At 52.3% G+C, this 15,176-nt stretch carries 13 protein-coding genes and 1 pseudogene; 8 read left to right on the forward strand and 6 right to left on the reverse strand.

Annotation, left to right across the window (positions count from 1 at the left end):
* Positions 1–61 precede the first annotated feature (61 nt).
* The 3 genes from AC2FJE_RS22785 (at position 62) to AC2FJE_RS22795 (ending at position 2,509) form a co-directional block, all read left to right on the forward strand.
* Entirely contained in the window at positions 62–919 is an 858-nt protein-coding gene (locus AC2FJE_RS22785; RefSeq protein ID WP_282119857.1) for a hypothetical protein, read from the forward strand.
* Between the two features lie 110 nt (positions 920–1,029).
* Positions 1,030–1,269 (forward strand): hypothetical protein, encoded by a 240-nt coding sequence (locus AC2FJE_RS22790; protein WP_271946087.1) that lies wholly within the window; start codon positions 1,030–1,032, stop codon positions 1,267–1,269.
* A 22-nt stretch (positions 1,270–1,291) separates the two neighbouring features.
* Positions 1,292–2,509, forward strand: coding sequence for an AI-2E family transporter (locus AC2FJE_RS22795; RefSeq protein ID WP_282119856.1), 1,218 nt, complete (start codon positions 1,292–1,294; stop codon positions 2,507–2,509).
* A 35-nt stretch (positions 2,510–2,544) separates the two neighbouring features.
* On the opposite strand, the gene AC2FJE_RS22800 is transcribed toward AC2FJE_RS22795, so the two are convergent.
* Positions 2,545–3,432 (reverse strand): mechanosensitive ion channel family protein, encoded by an 888-nt coding sequence (locus AC2FJE_RS22800; protein ID WP_282119855.1) that lies wholly within the window; start codon positions 3,430–3,432, stop codon positions 2,545–2,547.
* A 542-nt stretch (positions 3,433–3,974) separates the two neighbouring features.
* On the opposite strand from AC2FJE_RS22800, the gene cls reads away from it, so the two are divergent.
* The gene (cls, locus tag AC2FJE_RS22805) at positions 3,975–5,384 is read left to right on the forward strand and encodes a cardiolipin synthase (RefSeq protein ID WP_496761507.1); all 1,410 of its coding nucleotides are present in this window, start codon (positions 3,975–3,977) and stop codon (positions 5,382–5,384) included.
* 3 nt (positions 5,385–5,387) lie between these two features.
* On the opposite strand, the gene AC2FJE_RS22810 is transcribed toward cls, so the two are convergent.
* On the reverse strand, positions 5,388–6,284 hold the full coding sequence (locus AC2FJE_RS22810) for a YegS/Rv2252/BmrU family lipid kinase (protein WP_496761508.1): 897 nt from the start codon (positions 6,282–6,284) through the stop codon (positions 5,388–5,390).
* An 18-nt stretch (positions 6,285–6,302) separates the two neighbouring features.
* Complete coding sequence (locus tag AC2FJE_RS22815; protein ID WP_481668669.1) at positions 6,303–6,455, reverse strand: hypothetical protein; 153 nt, start codon at positions 6,453–6,455, stop codon at positions 6,303–6,305.
* Between the two features lie 289 nt (positions 6,456–6,744).
* Between AC2FJE_RS22815 and AC2FJE_RS22820 the strand changes: the two are divergent.
* Both AC2FJE_RS22820 and AC2FJE_RS22825 read left to right on the forward strand, forming a co-directional pair.
* A pseudogene (locus tag AC2FJE_RS22820) lies at positions 6,745–6,903 on the forward strand (IS6 family transposase); the annotation flags it as partial.
* A gap of 60 nt (positions 6,904–6,963) precedes the next feature.
* On the forward strand, positions 6,964–7,671 hold the full coding sequence (locus tag AC2FJE_RS22825; RefSeq protein ID WP_496758585.1) for an IS6 family transposase: 708 nt from the start codon (positions 6,964–6,966) through the stop codon (positions 7,669–7,671).
* An 87-nt stretch (positions 7,672–7,758) separates the two neighbouring features.
* Here AC2FJE_RS22825 and AC2FJE_RS22830 read toward each other — a convergent pair whose 3' ends face one another.
* Complete coding sequence (locus AC2FJE_RS22830; protein WP_282169260.1) at positions 7,759–9,084, reverse strand: hypothetical protein; 1,326 nt, start codon at positions 9,082–9,084, stop codon at positions 7,759–7,761.
* Positions 9,085–9,181: 97 nt separating this feature from the next.
* Here AC2FJE_RS22830 and AC2FJE_RS22835 point away from each other — a divergent pair, with 97 nt between their 5' ends.
* Complete coding sequence (locus AC2FJE_RS22835; RefSeq protein WP_282169261.1) at positions 9,182–10,555, forward strand: hypothetical protein; 1,374 nt, start codon at positions 9,182–9,184, stop codon at positions 10,553–10,555.
* Between the two features lie 80 nt (positions 10,556–10,635).
* Here AC2FJE_RS22835 and AC2FJE_RS22840 read toward each other — a convergent pair whose 3' ends face one another.
* The gene (locus tag AC2FJE_RS22840; protein WP_282169262.1) at positions 10,636–11,748 is read right to left on the reverse strand and encodes a tetratricopeptide repeat protein; all 1,113 of its coding nucleotides are present in this window, start codon (positions 11,746–11,748) and stop codon (positions 10,636–10,638) included.
* A 504-nt stretch (positions 11,749–12,252) separates the two neighbouring features.
* The gene (locus AC2FJE_RS22845; RefSeq protein WP_271950340.1) at positions 12,253–13,659 is read right to left on the reverse strand and encodes a metal-dependent hydrolase family protein; all 1,407 of its coding nucleotides are present in this window, start codon (positions 13,657–13,659) and stop codon (positions 12,253–12,255) included.
* A gap of 170 nt (positions 13,660–13,829) precedes the next feature.
* Between AC2FJE_RS22845 and AC2FJE_RS22850 the strand changes: the two genes are divergently transcribed.
* A complete protein-coding gene (locus AC2FJE_RS22850) occupies positions 13,830–14,894 on the forward strand; it encodes an AraC family transcriptional regulator (RefSeq protein ID WP_271950342.1) in 1,065 nt (354 codons plus the stop codon).
* Positions 14,895–15,176: the final 282 nt, after the last annotated feature.

Raw genomic sequence — 15,176 nt, forward strand, 5'->3', positions numbered from 1 at the left:
TTAGAAAAGTTCCTGTCCACTAAGAAATTCCCGCCTAAAATCAACCATCAGGAGTACCAACATGGAAAAATTTATTGCCGTCGTTTTCGAGGATGATGCTGCTGCATTCAAGGGTGAAACCGCACTGCGCGCGCTACATTCCCAAGGAGATCTCGCGGTGTATGCCGCTGCAGTCATCGGGAAAGATCTCGAAGGCAAAGTTGAAGTTAAGAAGGTGGAAGATGAAGGGCCGTTGGGAACGGCACTGGGCCTCGTTCTCGGCGGAATGGTTGGTGTTTTGGCCGGCCCGGTGGCAGTCGCATCCGGAGCTGCAGTCGCCGGATCTGCGGCTGCAGCATCAGTGGCCGCCTCAGGAATAGCTGTCGGATCGATGACAGGTGGATTGTTTGGTGTCTACAGAGATCTTTGGGTTGCGGGAATAGATTCTACGATGCTTGACGAAATCAGCATCGAACTTATTCCTGGTAAATCTTGCTTGGTGGCCTCAGTTGACGAAGTTTGGACATCGCCATTGGATGTCAAAATGAGCGAGGCTGGAGGAGTGGTTTTCCGCAAGCCACGCGCCGATGCAATCGATGAACAATACGCTGCTGAAATGGCGGAACTTAATCGGGAAATTGCAGAGCTAAAAGACGAGTGGAAGCAATCTAACGAAGAAACCAAACAAGCAATCCACGACAAAATCGACGTAACCAAGGCAAAGGCAAGTATAGCCAAAGAAAAAATCTCGCAACGTATCACCGAACTGAACAGCCAAACAGCTGCAAGGCTCGAGGCGATTGACGAGCAAATTGCGGTGGCCAAAGAAAATACAAGGAACAAGTTTGAAAAGCGTAAAGCTGAAATTCAGGCAGACTACAAAAAACGAAAGGCCAAGCTAGATGCGTCAATGTCACTGGCCAAAGAAGCGTTGACCTAATTCTTTTTAGTAAGATGTTTAAACATCCATCCAGCACCGTTTAAAATTGGCGTTGCAGGTAAACCCGAGAGCCGTCTCTCGGCAATTACGTGATACAAAGGGTGAAAGAAATGCCAGATCTGAAGGCCATGATGGCCGAGCTACAACAAAAGAGAGATGAAATTAAACTTCAGTTGAACCTTGGAACAATGGAGGCGGAAGACGAGTGGGATTCACTTGTTTCGGAGTGGGATAGGTTCCTGTCTACATCACAATTTAATCAGTCGGCGGATGAAGTCGGCGAAGCTGCGCGGGAACTTGGTTTGAAAATGAAAGCAGTTTATGACAAGGTTCGGAAATCCGTAGGGTAATAGACAGGAAGTAGCCCAGCCGGTGCCAGATCAACAGCAAACACACGTTTTTAGTCTGGCGTTTTGGCACCGGGTTGTCGTGATCGCCTTTTTTACTATCGCAGGACTGGTCCTGGCGGCTGATGTTCTAGTTCCATTGTCGATTGCTTCCTTGGTTTTCATTCTTCTGACTTCCGCAGTCGACAGGTTATGTCAGATTGAAATTCTCGGGACACGGATCCCTAGATGGTTGGCCCATGTCATTAGCGCTGCTCTTTTAGTGTTGGGATTGCTCGGATTACTGTCAATTCTGACCAGTCAAGCGGGCGCGGTTGCCGATGCGTTGCCTAGATATGAAGCAAGGTTCTCTGAAATCTTGGCCCGAGTGGTCACTCTTGTTGGAGACAAGAACTATCAGGCAGCGCAACAAGCGATCTTAGAGATGGACTTCACCGGCTTCGCTGGCGGAGCAATCGGTTCGGCCGGAAGCTTTTTGAGCGCCTTCTTTCTGATCCTTCTTTATATTCCTTTCATGATGCTGGAACAGGGGCCCATGAGGTTGAAAGTCGCACTGGCAGCGCCAGATGCGGAATCCGCACAAAACTTACACCGCGTGCTGACACGCATTTCAGAAAGCGTGCAGCGATATGTAGGAATCAAAACACTCGTTAGTTTCCTAACGGGTGTCGGTAGCTACGCGATCATGAAGCCCGTGGGATTGGATTTTGCCGAAACCTGGGCCATCCTGGCATTCGTACTGAACTTCATTCCAACGATTGGTTCAATCATCGGGGTAGCGTTGCCCTCGCTCGTTGCTCTTGTGCAGTTTGATACTAACACGCCTTTTCTAATTATTTTGGTGGGCTGTGGGGCGGTTCAGTTCATCATCGGGAATATTCTGGAACCCTCGCTAACCGGAAAATCACTAAACTTGTCGCCTTTGATGGTCATCCTCGCACTGACGTTCTGGACCGCAATCTGGGGTATCCCCGGGGCTCTACTAAGCGTGCCGATTACCGTCTGTACTATGATCGTGTTAGCCAACATCCCATCGACGAAGTCACTCGCAATATTGATGTCGGGCGATGGTAACTTGTTCGACGGTAGTCAAAAAGACAATCCAGTAAGGGAAGTAGCACAGGGCGAAGCCTCTGAAGCTGCACGTCGAAAATCTAAGCTGACGGTATCCAAATCCGAACTAGATACCGAAACAGAAGCAATCCGTCAGGAATTTGAGCAAAACTTAGATAACCGGAGCTAGACGCTTGGGAAATACTGATCGGTATCATCAGGAGGTCACGGAATTGCTGACCCGCGCAGATTGATCGATTGTGTTGGATAGGCCAGTTCTGTTCCTGCCGCGCGCACCGTCTCAAGGATTTTGAGCGAAAGACTTTCATTCACACGGAGGAAATTGTCGTATTCAGGGGTAGTCGTCCACGCGTAAAAAATGATGGTTACGGCGCTTTCTGACAACCCTTCGACATAGACATGTTTCGGTGCCTCCTCAGACAATTCGAAATCTCCACAGGCCGACAAATGTTCCCGTAACGTATCACGCACCTGAAGGACCTGAGCCTCGGTACTGTCTAGAAGCAACGGAATGCTAAGCATGACCCTTCGATGTCGGCGGTGTGAATAGTTTAGGACAACTGCGTTGGATAACTCGGAGTTCGGAACATGCCGTGGGATCTGATCGAACCCACGGATTAGGGTGGAACGCAGGTCAATGGATTCGACTGTCCCGACAAACGAACCGTCGATTTGGATCGAGTCCCCAATAGCGAAACGCTTTTCACTCATGTTATTCATGCCTGCCACAAGATTGCGGATCAGGTCCTGCGTCGCGATAGCCAATCCTGCGCCCAGTACTCCAACACCGGTCAGCGCACCGCTGATGTCGACCCTCCAAACTTCTAGCAGTGACGTAATGGCAAACAGCAAGATGCCAAAACGGGCAACGCGCTCCATCCATCCGGCCTCCATCCTGACTTCTCCAAACCGGTCGCTCTGAAGAAGGGATACAAAAGACCCGCTCAGGTTGTACCACCCTGAGAATACTGCGATCACAGCGATTGAGGCCATAACGCGCCTAAAAATGTCACCAGGCATGTTTGGAACATTCAATGTTTCCAGAACCACAAAAACAGCAAAGGTCACAATCAAAACAGATGTGGTCCGCATCAGTTCGTCAGCTACCTTTTCCGAAAGTTCAATGGACAAGCGTCTGAGAAGTGCCCGAAACATTGCCATAAGCCATCGTGCAAGTGGCCGCCTGCCGATGACAACGGCCAAGAGAAAGATCAAAGAGAGAATTACGCTGCTTTGATTTAGTTCGGCCTGCCAGTGGCTGAAACGTTCCTGCATTTCGACAACTGCGCTCATCGACGGAGATTGAGTTTCTTCCAATTGCTGAACTGGCCTCTCTTTTGGATCATGTAGGTCGTAAACTTCTCAAACGACACCCGAAGTTTGCAGGAGGACAGCATCGGAAACTCTGGGAGAATCTTCCAGCTTTTTCTGAAGTATCGGGATAAATTGCTCCTAATTTGTCAAAGCGGCATACGAATGAGAATTCTCTATCGAATTGCAACCCGAGCTCAACAAGAACTGCGTTTCTACGCGCTTGCCCTAGGCGATCCTTTCCTGCGAGTATCGGTTAATCTGGTGGATCTCCACCTGGTGTTGGAACGCCCTTTCAGCAACCGTGAACCAAAGAGGCCCACATGGTGTCCACAATTCTGGTCTTGCTCCTGATCGCCCTCGAAGCCACTGCCATTTGGTTTGCATGGAGAGCGATCTCATCGGCGCGAACCTCTCAGGGTGCAGTGGGTTGGGTCGTTTTTCTGATTACTGCCCCGTATCTTGGCGTTCCGCTTTACCTTTTTTTGGGGCATCACAAGTTCGACCGATACTTAACTGCGCGCCGCGATAGCGAGGAGGTAATTGACGGAATCAAGACGTTTCGCGAGGTCAATGCGCCCGACGTGCCTACGGAGTTTCCGTCCGAAGCGTTGGAAAGGATATCTGAACTCCCCGTGGTCCGGGGCAACAACATGCGAATCCTATTAAACGGGCAGGAAACGTTCGATGCAATCTTTGCCGCTATTGACGCAGCCCAAGATTACATTCTGGTGCAGTTTTATATTGTTCATGATGATGATCTGGGTCGGACACTGCGAGACCATCTGATCACCGCAGCAAGACGTGCAGTTGCGGTTCGGTTCATGTGCGATCCAGTTGGCAGCGTTAAACTTCCAAACTCCTATCTTAATGATCTCCGTTCAGCCGGCGTGCAAGTAGTTGAACCCGCGCAGATGCGCGGAGCTAAAAACCGATTTCAACTCAATTTACGCAATCACCGCAAGACGGTGATCATCGACGGAACGGTCGGCTTTACCGGCGGATTGAATGTTGGAGACGAATATATGGGGCGCGACCCAAAATTCGGTGATTGGCGCGACACACATGTCGAAATCCGTGGCCCGGTCGTCTCGCAATTGCAACTGGTGTTTGTAGAGGATTGGCATTGGGCAACTGAAGAAATCCTGATTTCGGAGATGAACTGGGAGGCTGGTCACATGGAAGAGAACATGTCCGGATTAATCGTCCCAACTGGTCCCGGGGACGAAATGGAAACCGGTGCCTTGTTCTTTTTCACGGCAATCGCGAATGCCAAACGACGGATTTGGATCGCTTCGCCGTACTTCGTACCCGATACCGATGTGCTCACAGCTTTAAAACACGCTGCATTGCAAGGGGTGGATGTCCGCATCTTGGTTCCTGACGTCATTGACCATAAGATTCCTTGGCTTGCCGCTTTTGCCTTTTTTGATGAAATCCGCGAGGCCGGAGTACAGGTCTTGAGATATAGTTCCGGTTTCATGCATCAAAAAGTATTGGTTGTTGATGATACTTTGGCCGCGATAGGGACAACGAACATGGATAACCGCTCATTCCGGCTGAATTTTGAAGCAATGGCCGTTTTCTTCGATACACGCGCCGCCGGGGCTACAGCCGCGATGCTGGAAAAGGACTTTGAACGGTCGTTTAGGCTAGACAAATTGCTTGCTGAACAGCCCCCGCATATCCGGATTGGCGCCCCGATTGCCCGCCTGTTCGCTCCAATTCTTTAGAGATCAAGACCCAGTTGAAGGTAGCGCAAAGCTTAACCTACCCGGTAGAACCGATATTTCGAACCTCGTGTCCACCATCGGTTCACCGTCAAGGTTTAAGTGGAACGGTTTTTCTGTTTCCAACACCGCATGTTTGAAACGGCTACGTTTTACGAGCCCCTCAATCGGGTCACTCAGGTCGGGTAAATGCCCAAAAGACAGGTTTGCAGGTGGCCACTCGTCCGTGGTCAAAACACCCAGATCGAGCAACCCGTCGAACATGTCAGCCTCTGGAGTTACTTCGAACCCACCACCGGCAAAGCGGTTGTTGCCAATTACCAGCGCAGAAACCGACGCCCAGTTATGCTCTGACCCATCCAAAGTAATCAAGGCCTGCGTTGGTTTCAGCTCAGAAACTCGCGCCAATCCAGTAAGGGTGTAGGCTAACCCTCCTAGCCGCTTCTTAATTTCTTTGGGAGTTGTCGCGGTAATCATGGCCCCAAACCCGCCACTGGCGACATTCACGAATGGGCGACCGTTGATAGAACCAATATCTATCGACCGGGCTCTTCCGGTTGCGGCCTGCACCAATGATGCAGAAAGATCCGATCCGTCATCACCATAAGACCTGGCAAAGTCGTTAGCAGTGCCCAGAGGCATAAGCCCCAAAACAATGGTTGGTCCTGCATCGCATCGCAATAGGGCGCTGGTAACCGCGTTGAGTGTCCCGTCACCACCTCCTGCAACAAAGCGCGTCACGCCCTTGGCCAAGTGCTTGTGTATCGTTTTTCGCAACTGTTTACCTGACCAAGGGATAACAATCTCCAGACCAAGCTCCTTTTCCAGTGGTCTGACAGCCGAACGTACGTCAGGTCGGGCCGCAGATTTTCGATTGAGGATGAGGAGTGTTTTACAAACCATGTAGCCGGCCTTTTCCTCTCATTTATTCAGGTTCTTGATCACTGCCTTGGCAACCGTTGTGGCCAACCCAGGGTCAAACGCACCTAAAGGATCACGCGCCATTTTCTTTAGTGCGTCCGTGGCAGCTCTGGCTTCTACTGTTGCCATACAAAATTCGGCTTTGGTTGCCATTGTTTTTAGCCCTCCAAATCTGACCAAACATGTGATCGAGGGTATGATTTACCATCCCACTAGGCCAATATTGCTCAAGTAATTCACATTGGCCCTGAGCGGTGTCTACGCGGTGCCTCCTGAGAGCAAGAAAACTCAATGCCAAATTATGCCCCGAATTCAATTAGATTGCTACTCCCGTAGCGCAGCGCAAATAAATCCAGTGGATTTCACTCCACAGAAACCGTGTTGGGTCTTGTCAGAAGAACTTGGGTTGAGGCAGAGCAGGGTGCTCTCGTAGCCTTCGCGCATGATCAAACAGTCGCCATTCAAGTACTTCAAGACCAGTCCAGAGGTCATTCGTCTGGCAGTCATGCTTTACGTTGGGTTCCCATTGTCGCTTCGAAACGTGGAAGACCTATTGCACGAACGGGGAATTGAGGTGAGCCACGAAACCGTCCGATATTGGTGGGGTCTTGTCAGAAGAACTTTGCTTGAGAGGGGTAGGGCGGTTGCGTAGCTTTTGTTCATTACCAGACCTGCCTCATTCAAATACTTCAAAACCAGCCCTGAGATTATCCGCCTTGCGGTGATGCTGTATATTCGGTTTCCACTCTCGCTTCGGAATGTCGAAGATTTACTGCACGAGCGAGGCATCGACGTGAGCCACGAAACTGTCCGATACTGGTGGAATAGGTTCGGCCCGATGTTTGCTGCTGAGATCAGGCGGAAGCGGGTGCAGCAGCTGTGCGCGTTCTCGAAATGGAAGTGGCACGTGGACGAAGTCTTTGTGAAGGTGAATGGCAAGCGACACTATCTGTGGCGGGCAGTTGATCACGAGGGCGAGGTGCTGGAAGCCGTTGTCACCAAACGCCGAAACAAAGCTGCAGCACTGAAATTCCTCAGGAAATTGATGAGGCGGCACGGCAATGCTGAAAAGATCGTCACCGACCGCTTCGCTTCCTACAAGGCTGCTCTAAGAGAATTGGGTGCTCTCGAAAAACAAAGGACGGGCAGGTGGCTCAACAACCGCGTTGAGAATTCGCACCTGCCGTTCCGACGAAGAGAACGCGCCATGCAGCGTTTCAGGCGTATGCGAAGTTTGCAGAAATTCGCCTCCGTCCATTCTTCCGTCTACAACCACTTCAATCAGGAAAGATCGCTAGCCAGCCGAGACACTTTCAAGCTGACGCGCACCGCCGCTCTTGCCGAGTGGCGCGAACTTGGTGCGGCATAAAGGGCAGCTATGCTGGCCTAGCTGAGACTGGTTCGAATTAGTCTGACAGCACCTTTACACCTTCACTACCACCTAAATCACTACGGTTTATGGTGTGTAGAAGGTCCCGCCGATTTTCCAGCCCGTATCCTGCCTTTCAAACTGCACACCTCCAAGGGAGTCTGTGTAGGTGGTGTAGCCAGCCTGAACCCCTTCAGGAGCAACAACGCTGCACGCGGCGTTGCCCGGATTCATTTCGGAAACCGCTGCTACTATGGCTTCAAGTGACACGTTCGAAGAGAGCGCAGAGGCCAACTGGCCTGCCTTCCGAAACGATACCTGCTCGTTCTCAGCAAATTCGATGTCCGGGTCGTTCGACACTTGTTCCCAGCGGACAAATGGATAAGAGAACTCCGCAGCTATGGCCGCGTGATCGTTTTGTGCAATAGATGACTGCAATGCCGTTAACCAAGGTGCAAAACCGTCCTCCGGACCGCAAAGCGCCTTTGGATCGGTCACGCCTAACCAAAGAAACAATTGATAGTCCGCGCCGCAGCATGGCTCGGCCATGCCTATCGTCAAACGACGTTTCCCGTCATCAGAATCCCAGCTGTAGCGCGGCAACCACTTATTCGACAAATCTTCTGCCGGGGTGCCCCGAAGCCGCATTGCGCTGGCCAGAACCTCGTCGAGGGACTGGGAGGAGTCGTCATAGAAAACGATATTGGTAACTGCCCCGTTCGCAGATGTGATGGCTTCTGCATAGCCTTGCATTCCATCGATTGTTGCCTCGGCAAAGGTATCGTTCTCCGAAAGGATTTCGCCAATCCGAAATGGTCCCAAACTCTCGGGAAAAGCATTGTCCGGATGCTGGCCCAACTTGGCTTCTGCAAGAGCCCGGTAAATCGGGCAGTCGGCGTAATATTCGGCAAAAGCACGCAGAACTTTCGCTGACTTCGTGGATTTGACATCGCTCCAGGTTTCACGGGCGGATTGGCAATGTCCCTTTTTCTCACCGACAGTCTCTTCGATTTTTCCGGCATCAGGATCAAGCGCCTGCGCCAAAATCGCATCGCAGGTCTCGGGCGCATTTGTCAGTTTGGCCATTGCGCCGAGAAACCGGTCATCCGCAATATCTGAACGATCTGACCCAAGTAGGCGTTCCACGCAAGTCACGCCCTCGGCCAGCACGGGGGCGGCAGCGAGCAGAAAACTGCAGGCAATCAAAACATTTCTTAACACCAAGACACTCCAGATTTGCGGGCTCTTTCCGGATAAGCGTGCCATGACGCTTTCTTCGGAAGAAACTTGTTGATGCACCGTAACGCGCTGACTAATTTTGGGTAAATCAGGTTTTGAGGCAAGAAGAATGAGCAGAAATCGAACCCGTCTCTTTATTGCCCCGTTGATGGCGATCTTTTGCGCGGCAGGCACGAATGGCGCAAAATCGCAAGAATATGACTTCTCCCTCCACGGATACTTCAACCCGTCTTGCGGTGGTGGCTTTTTTGAAAGTCCCGAGAAGGAAGGGATGCCGTTTCAATTCGATGTGGACCTGTCCATTGATTTGCTTTTGGGAGAACCGGTTGTGCGATCCTCTGCCAACTGGAAGCCTTACGGGTTTGGCGTTTCCTGTATCGAACCTTACAACCAAGACGGATTGGTCCGACTGACAAACCTGCGCCAATACGATCCAGATGGAAAATCCCACCCCTACAACATGACTTTGGTGGGCGAGATTTCCGGCCCCGACGTGCAAGACCAGACATTCCTGGGCTTCAACCCCGGTGCCCTCAGCGCAAAGGCGGGTGAAACCGGATACAACACCTCTGGATCGCCCAATTGGGACCGCTTGTTTTTCAGAATGCCCAATGGAAGCTATGATTTCTGGAACGAAGATTTGTATCAGTATCTCGATGCGGAGGCCGCGCAGGAAATCTTCAAGAGCGGGTTTGCCGTCACCGACCTGACCGTCGCAGAAGTTGATTTTGATCTGTCCGAGGCAAAGTCAAACTTTGGTGCACGCGGGACACAAGCCAACACCCTCAAAGCTGTGGCCAACAGATTGGCCAGTTGGGGACAGGACAGGTTTACACCCTATCCCAAAGAGGTTGCGCAACGCATTGAGAATGCTGCCGCGCTTCCCATTCCCAAAAACGTGGCTGCTTTGCGCGGAACCATTGACGATATCAAAGCTCTGCATCGCCATTTGGTGCGCGGGTCGGGTCAGGAAAATGTGCAAGTCGCCATGAAAGCCGTGCACGCAGATCTGGATACGATCTTGGATGCCGTGGATGACCCCGCCTTGAAAGAAGAGTTCTGGCAGGTTCTCCTTGATCCCGTCACGCAGGCAGCCAATGCCGAGCGTGCTGCCATTGCCGCCGCGATCCAAGTCAGAGCACAGGAGACCACAGAAAAGTCGGAAACAACAACGGTTGTAGAAAACACACCGACCCCGTCGATAGAAACCGAGATCGACTATAAGTATGAAGCTGAGAGCCTGGCCACGGCTCTGGAAACCGTTGCGAAAGACGGAATTTTTGAAACCAGTTGCGGCAAGGCCGGGTACAAAGTTCACGAGTCTGCGGTCGATGGGACGACGGGTGAAAACATGTTTTCCGTTGGCCATACCGCTCCTGTGTGCGAAAGCGGTCAGTATACCGAACGGATGTCGAAGTTTAGCTTCCTTGTTTCGGATATCACGGCCTACGACATTTCGGGTTATGAGCTGAAGATCGAATTCGCCGGATCAGGTGTCACCGAGCAATACTATGCCACTGATTACCGTAAAACCCGAGCAGTGCAGCGCTCTGATTTTGTCGTGCTCCTGAATCTGAAACACAAGCGCGGCATGGAGCGTTTGGTTAAAACACTGGACGAATTGATTGCCTATCGGGCGGAATAGACAATCAAGCGCAGCATTACGTTCTCACCCCGATTATTTTCGAGAGGGTGACGTGTAAATTGTCGTAAGATTGCCCGCCGTCAATCGCCCAGAATCTTCGCGAGCAGTTTTTCGGCGACTTCATCCCCTTTGCTCGCTGCGCGCTGATACCAGTGTATCGCCTGCGCGGGATCGCCACCTTCGTGCAACAAGCGCCCGTATTTGCGCATTGATTTTACATGCCCTTGCTCGGCAGCCAAGCTGAAATAATGGGTGGCTCTGTCAGTGTCGGGGTAAGTGCCTTTCCCGTGGAGATACATCGAGGCCACATTGTGTTGCGCCCATTTGTCTCCTGCGTCTGCCGCGCGCTCGTAGAGCTCCAGCGCTCGTTCATAGTCAGCCGGATAGTCGCCGTAGTCCCCCGAGAGTATCAGGGCAGACCAATACATCGCGTCGGTGTTCTGACTGTATTCGATGGCTTGCCCATACCAGAACAGTGCGGCGGCCAAATCCTGTGGAGCAATTTTCCCCTCACGATAGATATCGCCCAACGCGTCCTGAGAAGACCCATAGCCTGCTTCCGCACTGTGTGTGAAAAGTTCCACAGCACGTTCGGGATCGTCGTCGATAATCGTATAGGCAAGGTTCAACTGCGCCATCGGAAATCCGGTATCGGCTGCTTTTTCCAACCAAAGGAGAGACAAGTCCTGGTCCTTTTTGACACCCTGACCATTTTCGTAAGCTGCAGACAAAGTGGTAGCCCCGAGGGCGCTGCCGTTTTCGGCGGCCATTCGGGCATGTTTGGCGGCAGCCTCATAGTTCTTGGCTTTCCGAAGAACGCGGGCGTATGCCGCTCGGACCTCTGGATTTGGCCGCCCAACAGATTGCACGGCCCGACCGCATACTTCCAAGGCGGGCTCGACCATGATGTCGCCAAAGCGCACGCCCAGAAAATCCTCATGCTGTAGTGGCACGCTCGCCATGGTCAGGCATGTTTCATCATCCAGCGTCAGCTCACCTTGCGCAGTTTCCTCCGAGCCTGCTTCAGGGTTGGACCCGCCTGGGGCAAGCCGGTTGATTTTTTCCTGAGCAAGCCCCGCATAGATCGGACACCCCGAAAAGATCTTTGCAAAACTTCTGAGCGCGTCGACCGAACCGCTGTCCTTTATGTCAGGCCAAATAGAGCGTGCTTCTGAGCAATCGTCCTGTGCCACCGCTGTGCTCGAAAGAAAGGTACAAGACAAAACCAGAATCAAATGAAATCGCAAAGCAGGCCTACCCCTATCGTCAAAGCTCGGTTGCTCCATTTTTGAAACTGTACGCAAGTTTCGACAGGCTTCAAAAAGGAACTGAGATTTTTCTTGCACATTATGTCCGACGCGCTTCAGTCGCAAGTTTTTGCACTGAACCGGAAATCTTGCGCATTCAATCGCAATATCTCAACTTCACCAAACTCGTCGTGTTTGTGTGACGGTCTTGTCAGAAGCCGTCTCCGAGCCAATGCGAACCAAAGGCTGCATTGTCCGCACAGCGGTCTTTCAGGCCGAGCGCGGCGAAAGACAGCTCAGAGCCCAAAGTGACGGCTACAGAGGGACAGGTTGAATGTCCGCTAAAGATGTTTAGCACATGTAGAAGGCTCTGAAAATCAATTCACCGTAACATTCACAGGGGCGAGGTCGCGCAGGGTGGCCGAGGTAGGCCACCACCCTGCGCTATACTCAGTTCAGAGTATTCTTGTAGATCACGCCATCTTTCATGATCAGTCGCATCGTCGGGATGTCACGAGGACGCGGTTCGGCGTCGTACCATTTCTCGTTGCCGCCGATGACACTGATGTCTTCAAGAGGGTTTCCATCGACAATGAGAACGTCGGCGTAAGCGCCTTCGACAATCACACCAAGAGGACCTTCGAGGTAAGGGTTGGCTTTTCCCGAGTATGCCAGAAGCTCCCCTGCCGAAGAGGTTGCCGCAACAAGCATCGCGTGGTTTCCAAATAGGTGGGCATGGAACCATTTCTCATAGTCCAGCTGGGTTCGCAGCAACTCTCCCGTGGCAAACACGACGTCGGACTGAAAGGCCATCTTAGGACGGATCGCCTTGACGTTCTCGACGAAGTCCTTGGATTGATCGGTCGCAAGTGCCAGCTTGTCCTGATTTGCCTTGGTTTGCAGGCCGGGATTTTGTTCCAGATAGGGCGAGATACCGGTCATCTGCGAAACAAGGAAAACGTCATTGTCTTTCATGAGCTGCAGCGTCTCGGGGCTGGCGAAAAACCCGTGCTCGATGCTTTTTACGCCGGCCTCGACGGCCCGCACGATCCCTTCATCCGAAAAAACATGAACGCCGACATATGTGTCCCAATCGGCGGCAACGCGTACTGCTGCGTCAAGTTCTTCGGGCTGGTATTGCAGAGTGTGCAGCGGATCCAGGATCGAGGCGACGCCGCCCCCGGCCATCAGCTTGATCTGCGTTGCCCCCTGGGACAGGTTCTGCCGTACGGCTGTCATGACGCCATCCACACCATCAGCGACATATGTGATGCCGAGCCGTTGCGCGCTGCTGTCATTGGCATAGGGCGGCAGGTTCGGGTTTCGCTGTGACGCGTTGCGAAAATCACCATGCCCCGAGGTTTGCGACACAAAGGCGCCACTCGGGTATATGCGCGGCCCTTCAACCAGCCCCGCGTCAACAGTTTTCTTCAGACCGGAACCTCCGCCACCCATTTCGCGGACGCTGGTAAACCCGCTGTAGAGATACTCGTTGGCCATATGCGCAGCCCGAGGACCGATTTCGTCCCACGCGCCACCCTCCATGCCGCCAACACCACCGGGCATGTTCATGTAGAGGTGCGTGTGCGCATCAATCAGCCCAGGCATCAAAGTGCGTCCATCGCAGTCAATCTGGTTTGCCCCTTTTGCCTCAAGCGACGTATCGCCGACAGCCGAAATCAGATTGCCTTCAATCAGAATATTTTGCCCTTCAATCAAGGTTTCGGTGAGACCATCAAACACCGCACAGTTCGTGAATAGAACCAGTGCCGGTGAAGCCTCTTCCTGAGCGAGCGACGACGTAGCCGTTGCTGTCGCGAGCAAAACCCCCGCAACAGATTGTAGAGTAATTTTCATTTCCATCTCCCATTGGATCAGCCCCCCCGCTCGGGGCGTTTGAACTGAGAGACAGTATAACGAGTGACGGAACTCTCGCCTGTCTTCGAGGTGCGCGAAGGACAGTATTTTGCCCCATAGGGACAATTTTGAGCAATTTTTTTCCCTTTTAATTGTTCTGCGTCGCTAGAATGAAACTGAACATCAAAGCGAACCCTGGATCGATGAAGCACACTTTACCACTCGTAAAACTGAGCGTTTTGCGCCCCTTCGCCATGGAACTCCGCGAATGCGGCATTGAGCCGGAACCAGTGTTCGAGAGCGTCGGATTAACTGAGAGTGCAATCTTTGAGGCTGACCTCTCAGTTCACGTCATGGTCATCCACCAGTTTGTCGAGAACGCCGCCAAGTCTGCCGAAGATCCCTTTTTTGGGGCCCGCGTTGGAAGCAAACTCGATGTTCAGGGTTGGACGATACTTGAGGACGCTGAGGCGCGCGCGACAACGGTTGGAGACTTCCTGTCGATCTTTATCGCGCGGTCCAACGAGATTGCCAGTTCTGTCACAGAACATCTTAATATAGTCGGCCAAACTGCAGTTTTTGGAGAGACGCGATCTTTTGCACCCCAAATTCTGCCCGCTCAGAACGACGCATTCATGGTGGCGCTCGGCTTGGCCGTTCTCCGGCGGGCTCTACGCAACCGGCTGGACCCATCGAAAGTAACAGTTACTGTAAGCGACCCCAAGGTTCTGCCATCGGAATTCGACCTGATGCACCCAATGAAGGGGAACAGAATGGGGTTCAGTATTCACTTTCCGTCGTCTTGGTTGTCCCTAAAACTGGATCCTGCGTCATCCAGTTTAGCCACGGAGGAAAAATCCGGCACGGCTGCCGACGGGTTTGTTCAATCTTTTAGGCAAATGCTCCGGGCGCACATCGAACAGATTGACCTTAGCGCTTCAAAATGTGCGGCTCTCGCATCGATGAGCCAGCACAAGCTGAAACGACGACTAGCTGAGAACGGGACCAATATTACCAACGAGATAAGCTTCGTGAGGCAGCAATACGCAAGAGAGGTTCTAGTCACGACCAGTAGGTCGGTTTCCGATATCGCTACAGCGCTGGGGTTCACGGATGCCGCCAATTTCGCTCGAGCCTTCCGCCGCGCAAACGGCATGACGCCAACCGCTTTTAGAAAATTGCAGGAAGTCGAGAACGGCGAAAAAACTGAGTTGCTCGCCGAACCGGACACTTAACCTGGCGGGTTCAACGGCGGCTTCGTCCGCATCCGGTGAATTCGAAGACTCCGAGATTTTGCATTTGCAGCGAATGTCAGCAAAGCGGGCTGCGCCCGCAGAATACCGGTGCCGTGCCGAATGTCGGCTAAGGGCCGTCCGCATGATCAGTTATAGGTGGGGCAGGGGCCCTTTCTGCAACGGCACCGGAGTCTGGTATGAGCCTCAAAGCAGAAACGCCATGCGATTAAGCAGAAGAACCTGCTAGCACCAAAAATCAGTGGTCAACAATCTTACTCAATT

Source organism: Ruegeria sp. CDSC002 (genome assembly GCF_059610905.1).